Source organism: Microvirga medicaginis (assembly GCF_052658925.1).
The window spans coordinates 47,427-68,228 of record NZ_JBQWEL010000004.1 but is presented as its reverse complement, the minus strand read 5'-3'; the positions used below and the strand labels follow the sequence as shown (position 1 = coordinate 68,228).

The 20,802-nt window shown below is 61.8% G+C and carries 20 protein-coding genes, 1 tRNA gene and 1 pseudogene; 12 read left to right on the top strand and 10 right to left on the bottom strand.

The annotated features are described in order from the left end of the window. Positions 1-43: 43 nt before the first annotated feature. Together cueR and ACUXUR_RS07540 are read right to left on the bottom strand one after the other, a co-directional pair. Positions 44-490, bottom strand: a complete 447-nt coding sequence (cueR, locus tag ACUXUR_RS07545; protein ID WP_445501732.1) for a Cu(I)-responsive transcriptional regulator — start codon at positions 488-490, stop codon at positions 44-46. Further along, positions 487-3,018, bottom strand: coding sequence for a heavy metal translocating P-type ATPase (locus ACUXUR_RS07540; protein WP_445501731.1), 2,532 nt, complete (start codon positions 3,016-3,018; stop codon positions 487-489). Before ACUXUR_RS07540 ends, cueR begins: the two co-directional genes overlap by 4 nt. A 221-nt stretch (positions 3,019-3,239) precedes the next feature. On the opposite strand from ACUXUR_RS07540, the gene ACUXUR_RS07535 reads away from it, so the two are divergent. The 3 genes from ACUXUR_RS07535 to ACUXUR_RS07525 all read left to right on the top strand — a co-directional run bounded on the left by ACUXUR_RS07535 (position 3,240) and on the right by ACUXUR_RS07525 (position 5,827). Then, positions 3,240-4,082 carry an endonuclease/exonuclease/phosphatase family protein gene (locus ACUXUR_RS07535; protein WP_445501730.1) on the top strand — a complete coding sequence of 281 codons (843 nt, stop codon included), beginning with the start codon at positions 3,240-3,242 and terminating at the stop codon, positions 4,080-4,082. Between the two features lie 118 nt (positions 4,083-4,200). Next, the gene (gstA, locus tag ACUXUR_RS07530; RefSeq protein WP_445501729.1) at positions 4,201-4,818 is read left to right on the top strand and encodes a glutathione transferase GstA; all 618 of its coding nucleotides are present in this window, start codon (positions 4,201-4,203) and stop codon (positions 4,816-4,818) included. Between the two features lie 208 nt (positions 4,819-5,026). Further along, entirely contained in the window at positions 5,027-5,827 is an 801-nt protein-coding gene (locus ACUXUR_RS07525) for a glycosyltransferase family 2 protein (RefSeq protein WP_445501925.1), read from the top strand. A 16-nt stretch (positions 5,828-5,843) separates the two neighbouring features. On the opposite strand, the gene ACUXUR_RS07520 is transcribed toward ACUXUR_RS07525, so the two are convergent. Continuing rightward, the gene (locus ACUXUR_RS07520) at positions 5,844-6,197 is read right to left on the bottom strand and encodes a RidA family protein (protein ID WP_445501728.1); all 354 of its coding nucleotides are present in this window, start codon (positions 6,195-6,197) and stop codon (positions 5,844-5,846) included. Positions 6,198-6,374: 177 nt separating this feature from the next. Between ACUXUR_RS07520 and ACUXUR_RS07515 the strand changes: the two genes are divergently transcribed. Next, positions 6,375-6,465: transfer RNA gene (locus ACUXUR_RS07515), tRNA-Ser, on the top strand. A 570-nt stretch (positions 6,466-7,035) separates the two neighbouring features. Here the strand turns inward: ACUXUR_RS07515 and acuR are convergent. The 4 genes from acuR to ACUXUR_RS07495 form a co-directional block, all read right to left on the bottom strand. Continuing rightward, positions 7,036-7,692, bottom strand: a complete 657-nt coding sequence (acuR, locus tag ACUXUR_RS07510; protein WP_445501727.1) for an acrylate utilization transcriptional regulator AcuR — start codon at positions 7,690-7,692, stop codon at positions 7,036-7,038. A gap of 39 nt (positions 7,693-7,731) precedes the next feature. Continuing rightward, positions 7,732-8,310 (bottom strand): peroxidase-related enzyme, encoded by a 579-nt coding sequence (locus ACUXUR_RS07505; protein WP_445501726.1) that lies wholly within the window; start codon positions 8,308-8,310, stop codon positions 7,732-7,734. Positions 8,311-8,392: 82 nt separating this feature from the next. Further along, positions 8,393-9,382 carry an acrylyl-CoA reductase (NADPH) gene (acuI, locus tag ACUXUR_RS07500; RefSeq protein ID WP_445501725.1) on the bottom strand — a complete coding sequence of 330 codons (990 nt, stop codon included), beginning with the start codon at positions 9,380-9,382 and terminating at the stop codon, positions 8,393-8,395. 466 nt (positions 9,383-9,848) lie between these two features. Continuing rightward, entirely contained in the window at positions 9,849-10,763 is a 915-nt protein-coding gene (locus ACUXUR_RS07495; protein WP_445501724.1) for a LysR family transcriptional regulator, read from the bottom strand. Between the two features lie 125 nt (positions 10,764-10,888). Between ACUXUR_RS07495 and ACUXUR_RS07490 the strand changes: the two genes are divergently transcribed. The 5 genes from ACUXUR_RS07490 (at position 10,889) to ACUXUR_RS07470 (ending at position 15,082) form a co-directional block, all read left to right on the top strand. After that, positions 10,889-12,127 (top strand): MalY/PatB family protein, encoded by a 1,239-nt coding sequence (locus ACUXUR_RS07490; RefSeq protein WP_445501723.1) that lies wholly within the window; start codon positions 10,889-10,891, stop codon positions 12,125-12,127. A gap of 40 nt (positions 12,128-12,167) precedes the next feature. After that, entirely contained in the window at positions 12,168-12,428 is a 261-nt protein-coding gene (locus ACUXUR_RS07485) for a hypothetical protein (RefSeq protein WP_445501722.1), read from the top strand. Positions 12,429-12,469: 41 nt separating this feature from the next. Further along, positions 12,470-13,213 carry an SDR family oxidoreductase gene (locus ACUXUR_RS07480; protein WP_445501721.1) on the top strand — a complete coding sequence of 248 codons (744 nt, stop codon included), beginning with the start codon at positions 12,470-12,472 and terminating at the stop codon, positions 13,211-13,213. A gap of 3 nt (positions 13,214-13,216) precedes the next feature. After that, the gene (locus ACUXUR_RS07475) at positions 13,217-14,350 is read left to right on the top strand and encodes a flavin monoamine oxidase family protein (protein WP_445501720.1); all 1,134 of its coding nucleotides are present in this window, start codon (positions 13,217-13,219) and stop codon (positions 14,348-14,350) included. Between the two features lie 90 nt (positions 14,351-14,440). Further along, positions 14,441-15,082 carry a DUF938 domain-containing protein gene (locus tag ACUXUR_RS07470; RefSeq protein WP_445501719.1) on the top strand — a complete coding sequence of 214 codons (642 nt, stop codon included), beginning with the start codon at positions 14,441-14,443 and terminating at the stop codon, positions 15,080-15,082. Between the two features lie 165 nt (positions 15,083-15,247). Here ACUXUR_RS07470 and ACUXUR_RS07465 read toward each other — a convergent pair whose 3' ends face one another. After that, positions 15,248-15,952 (bottom strand): SDR family oxidoreductase, encoded by a 705-nt coding sequence (locus ACUXUR_RS07465; RefSeq protein ID WP_445501718.1) that lies wholly within the window; start codon positions 15,950-15,952, stop codon positions 15,248-15,250. An 86-nt stretch (positions 15,953-16,038) separates the two neighbouring features. Beyond that, positions 16,039-16,335 (bottom strand): annotated as a pseudogene (locus ACUXUR_RS07460) (FCD domain-containing protein); the annotation flags it as partial. On the opposite strand from ACUXUR_RS07460, the gene alr reads away from it, so the two are divergent. Next, complete coding sequence (gene alr, locus ACUXUR_RS07455) at positions 16,305-17,354, top strand: alanine racemase (protein WP_445501717.1); 1,050 nt, start codon at positions 16,305-16,307, stop codon at positions 17,352-17,354. The pseudogene ACUXUR_RS07460 and the gene alr overlap by 31 nt on opposite strands. A gap of 12 nt (positions 17,355-17,366) precedes the next feature. Next, positions 17,367-18,647 (top strand): D-amino acid dehydrogenase, encoded by a 1,281-nt coding sequence (locus ACUXUR_RS07450; RefSeq protein ID WP_445501716.1) that lies wholly within the window; start codon positions 17,367-17,369, stop codon positions 18,645-18,647. A 97-nt stretch (positions 18,648-18,744) separates the two neighbouring features. On the opposite strand, the gene ACUXUR_RS07445 is transcribed toward ACUXUR_RS07450, so the two are convergent. Continuing rightward, the gene (locus tag ACUXUR_RS07445; protein WP_445501715.1) at positions 18,745-19,293 is read right to left on the bottom strand and encodes a cupin domain-containing protein; all 549 of its coding nucleotides are present in this window, start codon (positions 19,291-19,293) and stop codon (positions 18,745-18,747) included. Between the two features lie 152 nt (positions 19,294-19,445). Between ACUXUR_RS07445 and aptA the strand changes: the two genes are divergently transcribed. Further along, positions 19,446-20,783, top strand: a complete 1,338-nt coding sequence (aptA, locus tag ACUXUR_RS07440) for an omega-aminotransferase AptA (protein ID WP_445501714.1) — start codon at positions 19,446-19,448, stop codon at positions 20,781-20,783. Positions 20,784-20,802: the final 19 nt, after the last annotated feature.

Sequence of the window (20,802 nt, the reverse complement as noted above, 5' to 3'; positions counted from 1 at the left end):
TCCGCTGTTGCCGAGCAGCGGACGCTCGACCGCTTTCAAGCCTCTAAGCCTTGCCTATGGCACCGAACTTCGCATCCGCCTTGACGTGAACGGGCAGTGAATCTTCGCTCGCGAGTTCCTCAATGATCGGGCAGTGGGGCCGCAAATCTCCATGGCAATGCTCAGCCAAATGCTTGAGGGTCGAGGCCATTTCCTGCAATTCGCGGATCTTGCGCTCGAGCACATGCACATGGTCGAGTGCAATCGCCTTCACGTCCTTGCTCGCGCGCTCGCGGTCGCGCCAGAGTGAGACCAGCTCGGCGATCTGCTCGACCGAGAAACCGAGATCTCGTGCACGTCGGATGAAACGCAACGTGTGCACATCGTGATGGGAATAGACCCGATATCCGGATTCCGTGCGCACTGTTTTCGGGATGAGCCCGATGGACTCGTAGTAGCGGATCATCTTGGCGGAGACGCCGGAGGCGGAAGCGGCCTGTCCGATATTCATGCCACACCTTCTGCAGTTTGGGCGGCAGGAGAAATCTCCTGCCTTGCCTCGATGGGAGCCTTGAAGCGGCGAAGCCGGAGTGCGTTGCCGACGACGAACACGCTGGAGAGCGCCATTGCCGCCGCCGCCACGATCGGCGAGAGCAGTGTGCCGTTGACAGGGTAGAGCGCACCTGCCGCGACCGGGATCAGCACCACGTTATAAGCGAAGGCCCAGAACAGGTTCTCACCGATATTGCGGATCGTTGCCTTCGACAGTGCAATCGCATTCACCACACCGCGCACGTCGCCGGACATGAGCACCACGTCGGCGCTTTCGATGGCAATGTCCGTGCCCGTGCCGATGGCGATGCCGATATCGGCTTCAGCGAGAGCAGGCGCATCGTTGATGCCGTCGCCGACAAAGGCGATCTTGCCGTGCGTTTGACGCAGGCGCTTGACTATCTCGACCTTGCCTTCGGGCAGCACTTCCGCAACCACCTCGTCGATGCCGATGCGTCGCGCGATGGCTTCCGCCGTCTTGCGGTTGTCGCCCGTGATCATGGCCACTTTCAGGCCCAGAGCGTGCAGGGCAGCAATCGCTTCCGGCGTCGAATCCTTGATCGGGTCGGCAACGGCGGCGATGGCGGCGAGCTTGCCGTCAATCGCCGTGTAAAGCGGGCTCTTGCCCTCAGCACCGAGGCGGCCCGCCGTATCGGCGAACACGGCCACGTCGAGTCCGAGCTTCCGCATGAAGCGGTCCGCACCCACATCGACCTTGCGTCCTTCGACCGTGGCGGAGACGCCGAAGCCCGGCACGGCCTCGAAGCTGTCGGTTGCGGGCAGGGTGATGCCCTGGCGCTCCGCTGCCGCGACGATCGCCTGCGCAATCGGGTGTTCCGAGCGGGATTCCACCGCTGCGACAAGCCTCAGGGCGTCGGTCTCGATGAAACCGTTCGTAGTGACGAAGTCGGTGAGATCCGGGAGGCCCTTGGTCAGCGTGCCGGTCTTGTCGAGTGCGACGACGCCGATCTCCTTCAGGCTTTGCAGCGCTTCGCCCTGGCGGAAGAGGACGCCGAGTTCTGCTGCGCGTCCGGTGCCGACCATGATCGAGGTCGGCGTCGCCAGGCCCATGGCGCAGGGGCAAGCGATGATGAGCACAGCGACCGCATTCACAAGCGCGAAGATCATCGCCGGATCAGGGCCGAAGATCAGCCAGATCACGAAGGTCAGCGCCGCTGCTGCCATCACGGCTGGCACGAACCATGCGGTGATCTTGTCGACCATGGCCTGGATCGGAAGCTTTGAACCCTGCGCCTGCTCGACCATGCGGATGATCTGCGCCAGAACCGTGTCCGCGCCGATCCGGGTTGCGCGGAAAGCGAAGCCGCCTGTCTTGTTGATCGTGCCGCCGACAACCTCCGAGCCTTGAGCCTTCTGCACGGGCACAGGCTCGCCCGTGATCATGGATTCATCGACAAAGGACGAACCCTCGACCACCTCGCCGTCGACCGGCACCTTCTCGCCGGGACGGACCTGCACGATGTCGCCGATCAGCACCTGATCGAGCGGGACCTCCTGTGCCTCGCCGTTGCGGATCACCCGCGCGGTTTTCGGCGCGAGGCCCATGAGACGCTTGATCGCTTCCGATGTGCGGCCCTTGGCTTTCGCTTCGAGGAAGCGGCCGAGCAGGATCAGTGTCACGATCACGGCAGCCGCCTCGTAATAAACATTGGCCATCCCGGCAGGCAACACCTCCGGCAGGAAGGTCGCCACGACGGAATAGGCATAGGCTGCGCTCGTGCCGAGCACCACGAGGGAGTTCATGTCGGGAGCCCAGCGCAAGAGGGCTGGAACCCCCTTCTTGAAGAAGCGCAGGCCGGGCCCGAACAGCACGGGCGTCGTCAGCGCGAACTGCAGATACCAGCTGATCTGATGGCCAAGGGTGTTCATCACCCAATCATGGATCGCGGGGATGAAGTGAGAGCCCATCTCGACCACGAAGACGGGCAGGGTGAGGATAGCGGCAACCGTCAGCGAGCGCCTCAAGGCTGCAATCTCGGCCTCGCGGGCAGCGCGCTCCCGATCCGCCTGGTCGGCATCCTGGCGGATTTGCTTCGCCTCATAGCCGGTGGCATCGACAGCCTCGATCATCCGACCGATGACGTCCACGCCGCCAAGATACTGCACCGAGGCGCGCTCGGTGGCGAGGTTCACATGGGCTTCGACAACGCCCGGGACGCGCTTGAGCGCCTTTTCCACCCGCGCAACGCAGGAGGCGCAGGTCATGCCCTCGATCTTCAAATCCGCATGGCTCTCGGAAGGCTCATAGCCCGCCGCCCGGATCGCCTCGGCGACTCCTTTAGGATTGGCCTTCTCAGGGGCGAAGGACACATGCGCCCGCTCCGTCGCCAGGTTCACGTTGGCAGCGGTGACGCCTTCGACCGACTTGATCGCCTTTTCCACGCGCCCGACGCAGGAGGCGCAGCTCATCCCCTGGACCGGAAGGTCGAAGCTCTCCAATGCGACGGAACGGTTGGTGACAGCCATCTTGAATCTCCTGATTCATCATATGGGGTCAGGGTGTAAACCTTCCAATCATGGGAGGGTCAAGCCGCCTTTTATGGTTGCGTTTGCCCGGAACTCTGACCGATGATGGGTCATTGATCCGACACGTTTGCATCATAGGTCGCGAAACAGCACGCCACCGCATGTTCCATTCGAAGGCCATGCATGTTCATGTTCACTATTGTCCAAGCCGGTACTGACCTTTGACGCACAGCGATCAACACGGACGCCCTTTCCGGATCCTCACTTACAACGTTCACCGCTGGCTGGGCACCGACCGGAAGATCTCGCCGACACGGATTGCCGAGGTCATCGCCGCTTGCGAGGCCGATATCGTTGCGCTCCAGGAGGTGCGTGTCGGGCGCACCAAGGCAGGGGAGATCGATCAGGCCGCAATTGTCGCGGACAAGCTCGGCATGGACCTCCATTTCCAACCGACAATTCGTATTTTAGGTGAGCAATATGGCATTGCCGTTCTCACCAGACACCCTGCCTATCTCGTCAAATCGGGCCGCCTGCCGACGCAATCAACGAAGCCGTCCTTCGAGAAACGCAGCGCTCTTTGGGTGTGCACGGAAATTGACGGGCACAAGGTGAACGTCATCAATGCCCATTTGTCGCTGCGCTCCGGCGAGCGACGGGCGCAGGCCTCCGCACTCGTGGGGCCTGATTGGATGGGCCACCCGGAATGCGCCGACCCCGCGATTCTGCTCGGTGATTTCAACGCTCCTCCTTATTCGCGCTCCTATCGTATGATCGCCAATCGCTTAAGGGATGCACAGCTCTCCAACTCTCATGGCGTGCCCCAGCCGACCTTTCATACCCGCGCGCCTATGCTGCGCCTTGACCACGTATTCGTCACCAAGTCGGTCGAGGTGATGAATGCCGCGCCGGTGCGGAACACGCTGACGCGCGTGGCATCCGATCACTTCCCGCTGCTCGCCGAGCTGCGCGTGCGCAGCCCTGCAAAAACTGGGGGCTCGGGTCATCGGCATGCGCCAGAGGGGGAACTCCTCTCTTCAAGCCAAAATCCGGTGTCGGATTGAACTGATGCTGAAAAGATGAGCGGCCTCGGCTTGAAAAAGGTGCCGCCTATGCACTATTATGACATTGCATTGAGCTCGATGTTCGATTTCCTGCGGGGGCCGGGAATGAAGGATTTTGATGATGAAGCTCTATTACAGCCCCGGCGCATGTTCGCTTGCGCCTCATATCGTGGCCTATGAAGCGGGTCTTGAGATTGAGTTCGATCGGGTTGATCTGAACACGCAGACAACCGCCTCAGGAGGCCGCTTCGGCAAAATCAATCCTAAAGGCAGCGTACCTGCACTCGCCCTGCAGGATGGAGGGGTGCTGACGGAAGTTTCCGCGATTCTGGAATATCTCGCCGACCGCGTGCCGGACCGTCGCCTTCTGCCGGAAACAGGCTCGATGGAGCGCTACCGGGTTCAGGAATGGGTAGGCTTCATCGGCACCGAGCTCCACAAAGGGTTCGCTCCCTTGTGGGATAGCCTCATGCCCGATGCAGCCCGGCGTCTTGCCGTCCAATATCTTCAGCGCCGGCTCTCCTATCTCGACAGCTGCCTGGAGGGGCGCTCCTGTCTCGTGGGCAATGAGTTCACGGTAGCCGATGCGTATTGTTTCACCATCCTGAACTGGACCCGATTCCACAGAATCGACTTGTCGAAATATGTCGCCGTTCAGGCCTTCATGCAGGATGTTTCGAACCGTCCCATGGTCCGCAAGGCCATGAAGGCGGAAGGACTAAAGCACGCGGCCTGAAATCAACGGAAAGATAAGGCCGGAGTTCGCGGCTTGACACCTCTTGTCCTCCCCCCATGAGGAGGCTGAAGGATCGGACCCAAAAGTAGAGGCCTTTCTTGGGGGCGCCCGATGCCTTCTCCTTCAAGCAATGCATCGCCCAGGGCGAACCGAAGGTCCGCGTTAGCGAAAAACCGGGTCCACTTTTCCGCGTGATGCGCTAGTTGCCATCGTCATGGTTCCAATCTCCGTCTTCATCATTGCCAGGGACGAGGCTGACCGGATCGGAGGGACGATCCAGGCCGTCCGAGACCTGACGGATGACCTGATCGTCATCGATTCAGGCTCGACAGACGGGACGCAGGCCGTTGCGGAGGAACTCGGCGCTCGGGTGGTCTTCAATCCGTGGCCTGGTTACGGCCCGCAGAAGCGCTTCGGCGAGGACCAGTGCCGTCACGAATGGCTTCTCAATCTCGACGCGGACGAGGAGCTTTCGCCCGCCCTGCATGAGGAAATCAAAGCGCTTTTTGCCCACGGGGAGCCGCCATGCCAGGCCTATGGCATCAAGATCGCGGAGATCTATCCCGGCGAGACGGAACCGCACCCTTTTGCCTATCGCATCAGACCCGTACGGCTCTATCACAGGGATGCCGGTCGTTATTCGTCCTCCCTGGTGCATGATCGGGTGGATTTGAAGCCTGGGACGAAGGTTGGAAAGCTCAAGGGGCTGATTCACCACCGGTCAGTCCGATCGCTCGGCGACCAAATCGCGAAGCTGAACGTCTATACGGATCAGCTTGCCGTCGATCTTGAGGTGAGGGGGGTCTCCATTCCGACCTGGCGAGTCTATGTCGAATTCCCCGCAGCCTTCATCAAGGCCTATTTCGGGCGCCTTCACTTCCTGCGGGGCACCTATGGCTTTCTCATCGCCATGAACTACGCCATCTGGCGCCACCTTCGTCTGGCGAAGCACTATGAGAGAAAGCGTCTGAACGCCCAGGCCAGACCGAACAAGGTCGAACCGGCCTGAGCGCCTCTGCGGTGGCTTAAAGCGCCGCGATGACCTGGACCTCCAGGGCATAATCCGGATCGGCAAGGCGGGCCTGGACACAGGCCCGCGCCGGTGTGTGTCCAGGCGCCACCCAGGCATCCCAGACCGTGTTCATCTCGTCGTAAGAGGCCATATCGGTCAGCCAGATCGTGGCCTGCAGGAGCTTGGTCTTGTCGCTGCCTATCTCGGCCAGCGACTGCTCGATCTGCGCCAGAACATCCCGGGTCTGCTCGGTCACCGACTGGCCCAGGCTCTCCTCGGGCACATAGCCGGAGAAATAGGCCGTGTTGCCGTGAATCACGAGATCGCTGTAACGGGCGGCAACGCCAATCCGCTTGATATCTGCCACTTGGGGCTCCTGTCTCTTTGTCTGTGCCGTCTCGTATCACAGGGAACGGTTGAGGGCCCAGTTTTCAAGATCGGTTTTGCACGGCCTTCGGACGCTTTTGGCCTTGACGAAGAGCGGCTGTTCGCGTCTATTGCGCCACCTGTGCGAAGCAGGGTTACCACCCTGCGGATCGCGAACGGAGACGTGGCCGAGAGGCTGAAGGCACTCGTTTGCTAAATGAGCATACCCCAAAAGGGTATCGAGGGTTCGAATCCCTCCGTCTCCGCCATTACCCTCCCGTAAGGCATTGTAAGATAAAAAGAATTTGTAGCCGACGGATGGTCCGGCCTCGACAACGGATCCGGGTCGAGATGGAGCATTATCTCCTTCATCAGGATACCAGCTGCAAGTCTCAAAGACCGATAGATTTCCGATCTTTTAAAGGGTCCTGGGTTCGAGTCCCAGCTCGCTCACCAGCCTTCTCAATGACTTGCCGGCACGTTGAGAAAACCCTTCAGTAGCCTAGCAACCGTATAGCTGCCACCAGGATGCGGCAGAGCTTCGGCATTGCGGCCATCTTCGCTCGAAGATGGTTGGGGGAAGGGGGCATATTCCCTCCGGTTTGCACTCAACCGTGCAGCAGTTCGTCAAACGGGAGGTCGCTGAACGTCGATCCACGAAGACGATCCTATGTAAGGAGTGGTCAGCGGTACTGCCTCGAAAGCATCCGGTTGTGCCGGATGCAAAAAGAACGAAAGAACTGGAGACCGACCTAAGGCCTCCCTCGGCCGAAGGCGACATCGGCCTCGCGCCCGAAAGTGGATCTAGTCATTCTGTGGTACGACCCGAGAGGAACGGCTCAAAGACGGTGTTCGATCAGAGCAAAGAAGCCCTTGGCAAACTGCTCCAAGGGCTCAGGATTGCGCTCCAGCTTGGCGCGCAGGACTGCGCCCTCCCAGCCAATCCAGAAAAAGGTGGCGAGGCTCGCGCAGTCGGCATGGGGATCGATCTCCCCGGCGCTCCTCGCCGCCTCAAGGCAGCGTGCGGTGCGCGCCTCCCAATCAGCAAAGACGGAGGCCAGACGGTCGCGGAATGGGTCCGGGAGAGCACTGATCTCCTGCCCGAGATTCCCCACCAAACAACCCCGGCGGTAGTCAAAGCGTGCCATGCCGGCGCGGGCGTCGTCGACAAAGGCGCGCAGGCGGGCGAGAGGCGAGAGGCTCTCATCCAGGAACCAGCGGTCGAGCTTGTTCGCGAAATAGGCGGCATAGGCATCGACGAGAGCCAAGCCGAACTCCGCCTTGCTGCCGAAGTAGTGGTAGAATGAACCCTTGGGAACGCCCGCGGTGCCCAGAAACTCCTCCAAGCCCACGGCGCTGAAGCCCCGCTCCGTCAACATTGCCACGCCCTCGCGCAACAACCGCCTGCGCGCCTCGTCCAGCCGCGCCTCTCCCCGCGGCGGGCGGCCGCGGCGGCGGGGGGCTGTCGGCTCGGAGGCGACGGTGCGAATGCTCACGTTTTCTCTGCTCACGTTTCCCCGGACCCTCCGGTGCCCTCAGTCACGCCCCATGGTGTAGAACTCGCGGTTCGGACGCATGTTGGTGACGTTTGCCAGCCGGTTCGATAGGCCGAAGAGGGCCGCGATTGCCGCGATGTCCCAGGCGTCCTCCTCGTCGAAGCCATAGGTCTTGAGCGTCTCGAGATCGGCATCTCCGACCAAGTGTGCAGACTGGCTGACCTTCATCGCGAAATCGAGCATCGCCTTCTGGCGGTCGGTAATGTCGGCCTTACGATAGTTGACCGCAACCTGGTCGGCGATCAGCGGGTCCTTGGCGCGAATGCGCAGGATTGCGCCATGGGCGACGACGCAATACTGGCACTGGTTCACGTTCGAGGTTGCCACGATGATCATTTCGCGCTCGGCCTTCGTCAGGTTACCGGGTTTGTCCATCAGCGCGTCATGATAGGCGAAAAAGGCCCGGAATTCCTCCGGGCGGTGAGCCAGGACCAGGAACACGTTGGGGATGAAGCCCGACTTTTCCTGCACTGCCTCAATGCGCTCGCGGATGTCGGTCGGCATGTCGGTGAGGCTGGGAACAGGGAAGCGGCTGACGGGAAGGTCTTTGGCTGACATCGGCGTTCTCCTTAATCCGCGGCTGATAGTGCCCGGCGACACGATGTGGATGACAGTGGCACAGCGATGCAGGCGACGCCTCTTATGCGGCGCCGTCCAGAGGGACAATCACGCGACCCCGGACTTGGCCCGCCAACAAGCGGGCAGCGGTGGGAATGCACTCGGCGAGCGTCACGGTCTCGCAAAGTCCGTCTAAGATGGTTGGGTCGAGGTCTTGGCCCAAACGCCGCCAGGCCTCGCGGCGCTCAGGCTGAGGGCACATGACGCTGTCGATGCCCGCGAGCGTTACTCCGCGCAAAATGAAGGGCGCGACGGTGGCAGGAAGCGACATCCCTGCCGCCAGCCCGCAGGCCGCGACCGTGCCGCGGTACCGCATCGATGCGCACACGTTCGCCAGAACCTGACCGCCTGCCACATCCACCGCCCCGGCCCAGCGCTCCTTGCCGAGCGGGCGGCCGGGTTCCGAGAATTCGGAACGCGGCAGGATGTCGGCGGCGCCGAGGCCTTTGAGGTAGCCGCTTTCCTCGGGGCGGCCCGTGACCGCAACGACCTCATGGCCCAGCTTCGACAGGAGCGCCACCGCGATGCTTCCGACGCCACCGGCGGCGCCCGTGACCAGCACCGGACCATTGTCCGGGGTCACGCCGTGCCTCTCGAGCGCCAGGATGCAGAGCATGGCCGTATAGCCGGCAGTGCCGATCGCCATTGCTTGGGACATGGAGAAAGCGGGTTCCAGTGGGACCAGCCATTCGGCCTTCAGCCGAGCCTTGTGCGCGAGGCCGCCCCAATGCGTCTCGCCGACCCCCCAACCGTTCAGCACCACCTTGTCGCCCGGCTTCCAGTCGGGGTTGTCCGAGGCCTCAACCACGCCCGCGAGGTCGATGCCTGGGATCATGGGAAAGCGGCGAACCACGGGGCTTTTGCCGGTAATCGCCAGCGCATCCTTGTAGTTCAAGGTAGACCAGGCAACCCGGACCGTCACGTCCCCCTCGGGCAACGCATCCTCGCCGACCTTGGTCAGGTGGACGGTCTGCTCGGTCTCATTCTTCTCGATCAGGATCGCTTCGAACATTCGGAGTTTGCCTCTGCCAAATCGTCGGCGCCGGGAAGCGCGGGGCCGCTCGCGTCCGACAAATAATAGACTGTTCGGTCTATTAATTGCAACTGGCTGCATGCCCACACCCAAGCGGAGGATCGTAGCGTGCGCACAAAATGCCGCCGCACCCATGGATTTCGTCCGCCGGCGCGCCACCCGATTGAGAGCCTCGCTCGGCGGCTGCGATGGCAAGCTTTCGAACCGTCTGCCAGTCGTGAAGGGGTGGAATCACACATCCCGAAGGTCGACCAAACGTCCGCTCAAGTGGGGAACACCAGACGTTTCTGAAGAGCAGGGGATTGTGGCTTCCTGGCCCTTCCCAGACGCAGTTGGGCTTTGCACCCAAGCAGCAGGTTCCGGTGCTTCCACACTCAAGACTGACGTCATGTTTCCGTCGTCCCAGAGCGTTGCAGTCTCTCGGGCCGGTCATGGCAGGGTCTCTCTAGCTACGGTCGACCGTTGGATCGGCTTCAATTCCCACCTCCTGTGCGAGGGAAAGGAAGCCGGCGATGTAGGCAATCCCTTCCTCACCGCGGCGGACGCCGAGATTGATGCTCTTGTTGATCCCATCCTTCCCTAGTCTCACGGCCCGGACGGGAAGGTGCGCCCCCTCTTCGCGGACAAGCCAATCCGGCAGGACCGAAACACCGCGGCCTGCGGCGACGAGCTGCAGCATCAGCTCGGTTGTTTCCGCCGTTCGGTGCTGTCGCGGGCGACATTGACCGGGCACAAGAAAACGCGTGTAGACGTCGAGTCGCTCGACGCTGACCGGAACGGTGATCAGCACCTCGTCGAGGAGATCCGGTGGAGTGGCCCAATCGCGCCGGGCCAGTGGGTGTGCCTCGGGCACGACCAGCACAAGCTCGTAATCGATGACAGGAGTGAACAGAAGCTCAGGCAGATCGACCGGGTCGGGGGTGATCAGCAGATCAATCTCGTGGCCCAGCAGCGCGGCGACCCCATCGAAGCGGAAGGCCGTGCGGATGTCGAAATCCACATCCGGCCACGCGGCCAGATAATGCGGAGTCAGCCGCATCAACCAGCGCTGGCACGGGTGACATTCCATCCCGGTGCGCAACGAACCGCGCCGGCCTTCGGCAAAGTCGGCGAGAACCCGCTCGGCATGCTCGAGCTGCGGCAGGACGCGCTGGGAAAGGGCGAGAAGGTATTCGCCTGCCTGAGTGAAGCGCAGACCGCGCCCTTTCTTTACCCAGAGATTGACCCCATAGCGTTCCTCGACCTTGCGGATCATGTGGGACAGCGCTGACTGGCTGACGTTCAGACGCTCAGCGGCCGCAGTTACGCTTCCTGAACGGTCCACCTCCCGGAGGATCGTAAGGTGTTGGTGGTCCAGCATCTATGACTCCTGTTCATCGATATATGAGATCTTACCATTTTTCCTCATGGGACGAAGTTGCTACGGCAGGGACGATCAAATGTGTTCCGGTGCCAACCACCTCCAAGTGCCAAGAGGAAGCCAGCATGAAGTCCGCCGCCGTTCTGAAGCCGATCGCCTGCCCTGATGGCGAGACTGCATCGGTTTTCGATGAGCTGATCGACCGGAGGAATTCGAACTCGATGAAGTGGGCCTATGGGCGGCAGCTGCTTGGACCCGACGAAGCCGTGGCCGATCCGCTCCCGATGTGGGTGGCCGATATGGACTTCAAGGCGCCACAAGTGGTGATCAATGCTCTTCGTCAAGCTGTCGATCACGGCGTCTTCGGCTACCCTGGTGGTGCGACGCCGAGCTATGTCGATGCGGTGATCGGGTGGCAGGCCAGGCGGTTCGGTTGGGACGTCTCTAAGGACTGGATCCTTCAGACATCGGGCATCATCACCGCTCTGAAGACGGCAATCCAAGCGTTCACGGCACCAGGCGACACGGTCCTGATCCAGCCTCCGGTCTATGCGCATTTCCACAACGACGTCCTGCTGAACGGCCGGCATCTGACCTTCGCGCCGCTGGAGCGGACGGAGACGGGCTACCGCTTCAATGAAAAGATCTTCGAGGCCGCGATCCGCGACAATACGAAGCTCTTCATCCTCAGCCATCCGCACAATCCGACCGGCAATGTCTGGTCGGAGGAAGAACTGCGGGTCATGGGAGAGATCTGCCTCCGTCATGGCGTGCTGGTGATTTCGGACGAGATCCACCAGGACCTCATCATCAACCCGGCCAAGAGGCACATCCCCTTCGCTTCACTGGGCGAGGCGTTCGCTCAGAACAGCATCACCTGCACGGCTCCCAGCAAAACGTTCAATCTTCCCGGGCTGCAGAGCGCGAACGTGTTCATTCCCAACCGGCGCGTCCGCGAGGAATTCCATCGCCAATACGACCGGAACATGTTTGCGTTGGTCAACATCTTAGGAATGGTCGCCGCGGAAGCGGCCTACACGCATGGGGAGCCATGGCTGGAGGATCTGCTCGACTACCTGCGCGGCAACCACACGCATTTCGCCAGCGCCATCAACAGCGCGGACGCGCGTATCAAGGTTCTTCCGACGGACTCCCTCTATCTCGCTTGGATGGACTGCCGAGGCCTCGGCCTGGACGCCGACGCCTTGAACAAATTCATGCTGACCGAGGCCAGGCTCTGGCTCGACAAGGGACAGAAGTTCGGCGTCGAGGGGCACGGCTACATGCGCGTGAACCTCGGCTGTCCGCGTGCCACGGTCGATGAGGCCATCCGCCGTCTCACGGCTGCGGTATCCTCGCTTTGAACCGGAGACGGGCCAACGTCCGATTAGAAAGGGACAAATCGTGACTGATACGAAGAGGTTAGCCACCATTGGCAGCGTCGCTCTGCTGTCCGGCATCGCAATGATGATCGTTCTGCAGCAGTTCGGCCCTGGGCACTTCGCCATGGTCTCAACAAGCATGTCCTGGTCTCATCCCATGATGCATGCGCCGGGTGAAATGGGCTGGGCCATGGCTCTGGGACCATTTGCGATGGCGCTGTGGTTCGGCGGCGCCCTGAGCCTGGTCGTTGCGCTTGTTCGCTCACTCGCCAAGGCGCCGTGATGCCTGCCGACACTGAGGGCGTGAGGAGCGCGGATCAAGCGATGCTTCAGGGAAAGACAGCACTCATCACGGGCGGATCGAGCGGGATTGGCCTCGCGACTGCGCGGCTGCTGCAAGAGCACGGGGCAAGGGTCGCCATCACTGGCTCCAGTTCGGACAAACTTGAGGGTGCACGCGCCGAACTGAGCGACGCTGTCCTTGCCATACGCGCCGACGTCACCTCGCGAGAGGACCTCAAACGAGTGCAACAGGAACTGAAGGAGGCTTTCGGCTCGCTCGACATCCTGTTCGCCAATGCCGGCGTGGCGTTCGGAACGCCCATCGACACCACGGACGAGGCCGCCTACGACCGCCTGATGGACGTGAATGTGAAGGGCGTCTTTTTCACGATCCAGGCCGTGCTTCCGCTGATGCGCGAGGGAGGATCTATCATCCTCAACACCTCCTGGCTCAATCAGGTGGGCACGCCGGGCCGATCCCTGCTGTCGGCCTCCAAGGCGGCGGTCCGCTCGTTCGCACGGACCTTGTCGGCGGAACTCCTGCCCCGCAAGATCCGCGTCAACGCGGTCAGCCCGGGCTCGATTGAAACGCCCATCCACCGCGGCAAGAACCAGACGGACGAGGAATTCCGCGCCTATGTGGAGAGGGTGGGGGCGCAGGTTCCTCTGGGACGGATGGGGCGTCCCGAGGAGATCGCCGCCGCCGTTCTGTTTCTCGCTGGCGAGGGCTCAAGCTACATGCTCGGTGCCGAGATCGTCGTCGACGGCGGCCGGGCAGAGCTTTGAGCCATGCCGCTTCGTGAGAATTCCCCTGCCGCTCCCAGTGCTGCGGTTGCGATCATCGGGGCCGGCCTTTCCGGTCTCTATGCCGCCCGACTGCTGCATGCGGCCGGTGTCCAATTCCAAATCCTTGAGGCTCGCGACCGTGTCGGCGGGCGCATTCTGTCGGTCGATGAGGCAGGCAGGCTGAGCGAGGACGGGTTCGATCTCGGCCCGTCCTGGTTCTGGCCGAAGATGCAGCCGGCTATGCGCGCCCTGGTCGAAGAATTTGGGCTGTCCAGCTTCGATCAGTTCAGCGAGGGCGATGTCGTCTTCGAGCGGTTCTCACGCGAGGGCCCGCTGCGCTATCTGGGACCGAAGCAGGAGCCACAATCAACCAGACTTGTCGGCGGTACGTCCGCACTCGTCCGCGCGCTCCTGGCAGGCCTGCCGGAGAACTGCATTCGGTGCAACGCTCGGATAACGAGGATGGCGCTGGCCGAGGACGGCGTGCGGCTGACCATCACCCTTCCCGGGGGTGGCGAGGAGGACGTCCGGGCCAGCCACGTGATCACGGCGGTGCCGCCCCGTCTGCTGGAGGCGACGGTGGACTTCACGCCTGCGCTGGATCCATCGACGGCTCGGCGCTGGCGCGACACGCCGACCTGGATGGCGCCGCACGCGAAGTTCTTCGCCCTCTACGAGCGCCCGTTCTGGCGTGACGCCGGGCTGTCCGGCACAGCGCAAAGCATGGTCGGACCCCTCATGGAGATCCATGACGCCACAACCGCGTCCGGGCAGGCGGCACTGTTCGGCTTCGTCGGCATGGGTCCAGACCAGCGCGCCGTGGTTGGCGAGACAGCGCTCATCCGGGCCGGCCTCGAACAGTTCGCCCGAATCTTCGGTCCGCAGGCGGGCCAGCCCCGTGCCACGCTTTACAAGGACTGGGCAGCCGATCCCTTGACCGCAACTCCGGCTGACCGGAGCTTCACCGGCCATGTCTCATCCGCAGATACTGCCTGGGTGACCGGAGCGTGGCGACAGCGCCTCACCCTGGCCGCGAGCGAAACCAGCACAACGGAGCCAGGCTATCTGGCCGGAGCGGTGGAGGCCGCGAGACGGGCTGTCGCGGACACGCTGGAGAGGATGAGGTCCTCTGGCTGACTGCGCCTGCCACAGCGGTTTTATTCCATCTGCCGGCGACTTGCGGTTCAACTCAGACACATGCCCCTGAACTGGCGTATATATCTCCCCATGATGAAGACATTTTCTTCCCGAGATGCACTAGCTTCTCCTTCTGTGGCCCGTAACAGGGATCCGATCTTGGCCGTGCTGCACAGGGTTCTTCCGCCAGCCGGGACGGTTCTGGAAATCGCCAGCGGCACGGGCGAGCACGCAGTGTACTTCGCGGCTGCGCTGCCGCATCTGACGTGGCAGCCGTCGGATCAGGACGAGCAGGCTCTGAGAAGCATCGCAACCCATCGGTCGATCTCAGGGCTGTCCAATCTTCTCGCGCCGCTCGCACTCGATGCTGCGGCTCCTGATTGGCCCGTCGAGCAGGCTGATGCCGTTGTGGCCATCAACATGGTCCACATCAGCCCTTGGCGGACGACGCAGGGGTTGATGGCCGGGGCAGAAAGGGTGCTCCCGCGTGGGGGCGTGCTCTACCTTTACGGAGCCTATAGGGAAAACGGCACTCACACGGCTCCGAGCAACGAAGCTTTTGATGCCGATCTGAGACGCAGAAATCCAGAGTGGGGTATTCGGGATCTTGAAGCGGTAGCGGAACTCGCCGGAAGTCACGGGTTGACGCTTGTTGAGCGCATTCCGATGCCCGCCAACAATCTCAGCCTTGTCTTCCGGCGCCAGGAACCTGCGAAGTTCGCCGATTCATAAAGTAGGTAGAATGTCTGCATCAGCGAAGTGACCGGACCTTCACGGGGCGCCTGAAGCAGTCTTTGACTCAACTCGGACATTGTAGCGCAAGGGGCAGGTTCACGCCTCGAGACGGCAGCACCTCAGGCTTGTTGGGCTAACAGCGGCGAAGTCCGGTAATAGCAGTCAGACAGACCGCATCAGGCCACCATCGACACGGATGTTCTGGCCGGTGATATACGCCGCGCCCTCAGAAGCGAGAAAGGCGATCGTCGCAGCGATTTCCTCGCTCTTTCCATATCGTTGCATCGGGACGGACTGCCGACGCTCCTCGGTTGTCGGCAGGCTGTCGATCCATCCGGGAAGGACATTGTTCATCCTGATGTTCTCAGCCGCATAAGTGTCGGCGAACAGCTTGGTGAAAGCAGCAAGGCCTGCGCGGAAGACCGCGGATGTTGGGAACATCGTCGACGGCTCGAAGGCCCAAGCTGTCGAGATGTTGATGATGGATCCGGATTTCTGGGCCTGCATGACCGGCGTCACAAGGCGCACGGGCCGGATCACGTTCATGAGATAGATATCCATCCCCTTGTGCCAGTCGTCGTCGCTGATTTCCAGGATCGGCGCCCTGGGGCCATGGCCGGCGCTGTTCACCAGGACATCGATGCGACCCCAGTTCGAGATCGCCATGTCGACCAGCTTGCGAAGGTCATCATGGGACTGGTTCGACCCGGTGACGCCGATGCCCCCGAGTTCATGAGCCAGCGTCTCGCCCTTTCCGGACGAGGAAAGAATGGCGATCTTGTAGCCTTCGGCCGCAAGCCGTTTCGCCGCTGCGGCGCCCATGCCGCTCCCGCCCGCAGTGACGACTGCAACTTTTTCTAGTGTCATGACGACAAACCCCTGAAGTGAGGATCTATGGCTCTCCTCCACGTCCCATTTGGACGATGGAAACCAACATTCATGCTCCGGCCTCGTTATTCCGCAGCCTTGAGCGGAGCCAGGGGGACATCAGTCGTGTAATTCTCCCGCATGAAGTTGATGAAGTTATCCTGGAACTGGCGGGTATGAGCGTGTGCAAGCTCATCTGCAAGGTCGACGTTCTTTGCCGCAATCGCATCCAGCATCAATTGATGCTCGTCAGTCAGAAGATAGCCGTCGTGGGTCCGCTCGAGATATTCGAAATGGAGATGGAGCATCCGCTGGCCCTGATTCAGCAGCCGCCCATAGAATGAGGCGAGGTATGGGTTCTTGCCGGCTTCTTCAAGAGCAAGCCCAACCGGCTATCTGCGCTGCTGTCGTCAAAGCCGATGCCTATGGACTGGATGCAGCAGAGATTGCCCCCGTGCTGGCAAAAGCCGGATGCCAGCACTTCTTTGTCGCCCATCTGGAGGAGGGGGTCACGCTACGCCGCATCCTTGGATCCGGCGCGACGATTGCGGTTCTCCATGGTCCTCTGGCCGGTACGGAAGCCGACTTCATCGCTCATGATCTCGTACCGGTTCTCAACAGTCTCGATCAGATCAGCCGGTGGTCCGCCACCGCCGTGGTATCTGGCGAGAGGCTGCCTGCCATCCTGCAGGTCGACACCGGCATGGCGCGGTTCGGCCTGAGCGAAGCCGACGTCAATATCCTTATCGAGGATCAACAACGACTGAATGCTCTGGATCTGCAACTCGTCATGAGCCATCTGGCCTGCGCCGATGAACCGGATCATCCGGCCAATACCATGCAGCTCGACTTGTTTCAGCAGATGGGGAGCATCCTGCCGTGCCGCCGGATGAGCCTGGCAGCCTCCTCGGGGATTTTCCTGGGGCCTGAATATCACTTTGATTTCGTCCGCCCGGGTGCGGCCCTCTATGGAATTGCCCCTCAGGAGGGTCGGCCCAATCCGATGCGGCCGGTCATTCGATTGCAAGGCAAAGTGGTCCAGATCCGGGACGTGCCGGCGAACACACCGGTCGGTTACGGCCACACGGCCAGAACCACGACATCGTCCCGGCTTGCGACTGTCGCCGTCGGCTACGCAGACGGGTTCCTGCGCAGCCTCTCGGGCCGGGGCGGCGCCTGGTTCAACGGCAGCCATTTGCCGATCGTCGGACGCGTATCCATGGACAGCATCATCCTCGATGCCACGGCGCTTCCGGACGGCTCGTTGCTGCCGGGCGCCCTCGTCGACCTGATCGGTCCCGACCGGGACCTCGATGCTCTTGCGCGGGATGCCGGCACGATCGGCTACGAACTGCTCACCAGCTTAGGCACCCGCTACCACCGTCAGTGCATCCATTCCTGAGGATCACAAACCATGCGCGTTCTCGTTCTCGGCAGCGGCGTCGTTGGCGTTGCATCGGCCTATTATCTCGCCAAGCAAGGCCATGAGGTGACGGTGGTGGATCGCCAGCCCGCCGCTGGCATGGAGACGAGCTTTGCAAATGCAGGACAAGTCTCGCCCGGCTATTCCGCGCCGTGGGCCGCTCCGGGTATCCCGATCAAGGCCCTGAAGTGGCTGATGATGAAGCATCGGCCACTGGTCCTGTGGCCGCGCACCGAGCTGCGCCTCTGGGGATGGCTCGCTCATATGCTGGCCAATTGCACCGAGGAGGCATACCGGCGCAACAAGAGCCGGATGGTGAGTCTGGCCGAGTACAGCCGGGACTGCCTGCGCGAATTGCGGCAGGAAACCGGCATCACCTACGACCACCGGGAAAAAGGGCTGCTGCAGCTCTTCCGCACGCAAAAGCAACTCGATGGGATCGGTGAGGACAGGGCTGTTCTCGACGCCTATGGCGTTCCCTACGAGTTTCTGGATTCCGCAGGATGCGTCGGCGTCGAACCGGGGTTGAATCTTGTGAAGAGCAAGGTCGCCGGCGGACTGCGTCTCCTCGGCGATGAAACAGGGGATGTCCACCTATTTACACAGAGGCTTGCCGCAATTGCGGAGCAGTTGGGAGTCCGGTTCCGGTACGGCACATCTGTGCAGAAACTGCTCACGGAAGGCGACCGGATCAACGGCGCGCAGGTGAACGGCGGCGAAGTGCTCACCGCAGACACGTATGTGGCGGCCAGGGGAAGCTATACGCCGCAGCTGGTCAAGCCTCTGGGCATCCGCCTGCCGGTGTATCCGGTGAAAGGCTACTCGTTGACGATGCCCATCGTGAATGCAGAGGCTGCGCCTGTCTCGACCGTAATGGACGAGACCTTCAAGGTCGGGATCACCCGCTTAGGGAACCGAATCCGGGTCGGCGGCACGGCGGAACTCGCCGGGTTCAGTCAGCGGCTGCGAGCGCCGCGGCGAGCGACGCTGGAGCACTCGGTCACCGACCTGTTTCCGCAAGGCGGCGACGTCAGGCAGGCGAGTTTCTGGACCGGCTTGCGGCCGATGACGCCGGACGGCACCCCTGTGGTCGGCCCGACGCGGTACAGGAACCTGTACACGAACACGGGTCATGGAACCCTCGGCTGGACCATGGCCTGCGGCTCCGGGCGTGTGCTTGCCGATCTGATCTCCGGTCGAGTGCCGGAGGTCTCTCACAAGGATCTCGCTGCCGATCGCTACAAGGATGAGTGGCGCTTCCAGGCCGCGTGAACTCTGGTCGTGCTGATACGGTAGAAAACCGTTCCTTATTGCCGACTGCCTCGAGACCATGGAGCAGTCGGCAGCAGACATTCGCGGCCTTGCGAGGTCAGAATGTCGGCGGCGTACAGGCACTCACGACCTCACACGGCACCGGGCCGACACATCGGAAGCGATGCGGCCTCCAGCTTTCGAAGTAATAGGCGTCACCTGGTCCAAGAATCCTTCGCTCGTCATCGACTGTGACTTCGAGGCGACCGCTCAGGATAATGCCACCCTCTTCGCCCTGATGCGTCAGAGGAACCTTGCCGGTGTCCGCGCCAGGTTCATAGCGCTCCTTCAAGATTTGAAGGGTACGCCCGAACAGGTTGTTTCCGACCTGGCGGTAGGAGATCTTGCCCTTGCCGATTTCGATGAGCTCGTCAGCGCGATAAAAGGCCTGCTTCGGCTTCTCCGGCTCCAGAGCAAAGAACTCGGCCAGTCCGATCGGGATGCCGTCAAGGATGCGTTTCAGTGCACCGACCGACGGGTTGGTCTGGTTGGACTCGATCAATGAGATCGTCGAGTTGGTGATGCCAGCGCGCTTGGCAAGCTCGCGCTGTGACAGATTATGCAGCCCCCGCACATAGCGCAGCCGACTGCCTAGATCGAATTCCATCTCACCCCGCAATCCCTGTGTTTCAGTTGTTCGAAATAAGACAAACACACGCCAGTGGATTTAGCAATATCAGCGACTTAGCGAAACAAAGAAAAGGACTTGTTGGTCTCTCCCGATCGTGGCCATGATCCGCCATCGAAAGGATCTCGGTCATGAACGCTCCCCAACGGCACAACAGCTTCCGGCTCGACAGTTACTGGATGCCCTTCACGGCAAACCGCCAGTTCAAGGCAGCACCCCGCCTGCTCACGCGGGCGGAAGGGATGTACTACACGAGCGATGACAACCGTCAGATTCTCGATGGGACCGCAGGCTTGTGGTGCGTCAATGCCGGTCACGGCCGTCGCGAGATTGCCGAGGCTGTGGGGCGGCAACTCTCCACGATGGACTACGCCCCCTCTTTCCAGATGGGACATCCGCTTGCGTTCGAGTTCGCCGAGCGTCTGGCTGCCATCGCACCCGGTGGGCCAGCTGCCGGTCTCGACCGCGTGTTCTTTACTGGGTCCGGATCGGAATCCGTCGATACGGCGCTGACGATTGCCATCGCTTATCAGCGCGCCATCGGCCAAGGTACGAGAACGCGTCTGATCGGGCGGGAGCGCGGGTATCATGGCGTGGGCTTCGGGGGCATCACCGTCGGAGGCATTCTCAACAATCGCCGCGTCTTCCCGCAGCTTCCCGGCGCCGACCATCTGCGGCATACCCACGATCCCGCTCGCAATGCATTCGTGAAGGGACAGCCTGAACACGGTGCTGAACTCGCGGATGATCTCGAGCGCCTCGTGGCCCTCCATGGCGCAGAAACGATTGCAGCCGTGATCGTTGAACCGGTGGCGGGCTCAACGGGCGTTCTCATCCCGCCGAAAGGCTATCTCGAACGTCTGCGGGCAATCTGCGACCGCCACGGCATCCTGCTGATCTTCGACGAGGTCATCACGGGCTTCGGCCGTCTCGGGGCGCCGTTCGCAGCCGACTACTTCGGCGTCGTTCCAGATCTCGTGACCACGGCCAAAGGACTGACCAATGGCGCCATTCCGATGGGTGCCGTGTTCGCCAGCCGGAAGGTGCATGATGCCTTGATGCAGGGGCCTGAAAACCAGATCGAGCTGTTCCACGGCTACACCTATTCCGGCCATCCGGCCGCCTGCGCCGCAGGACTGGCGACCCTCTCGATCTATCGCGAAGAAGGGCTGCTCACCCGGGCCTCGGAGATCGAGTCCTATTGGCATGATGCCATCCACGCACTGAAAGGCCTGCCGAACGTCGTCGACATTCGCACCATCGGTCTGATCGCGGGCATCGAGCTGGAGAGCCGCGCAGGCGCTCCCGGGAGCAGGGCGTATGATGCGTTCGTCGACTGCTTCGAGAGAGGTCTGCTGATCCGGGTGACGGGCGACATCATCGCCTTGTCGCCGCCGCTGATCGTCGGGACGTCTCAGATTAACGCCATCATCGAGACCTTGTCTGATGCCTTGAAACGGGTCGCCTGAATTGCGTGCCCGTTAACAG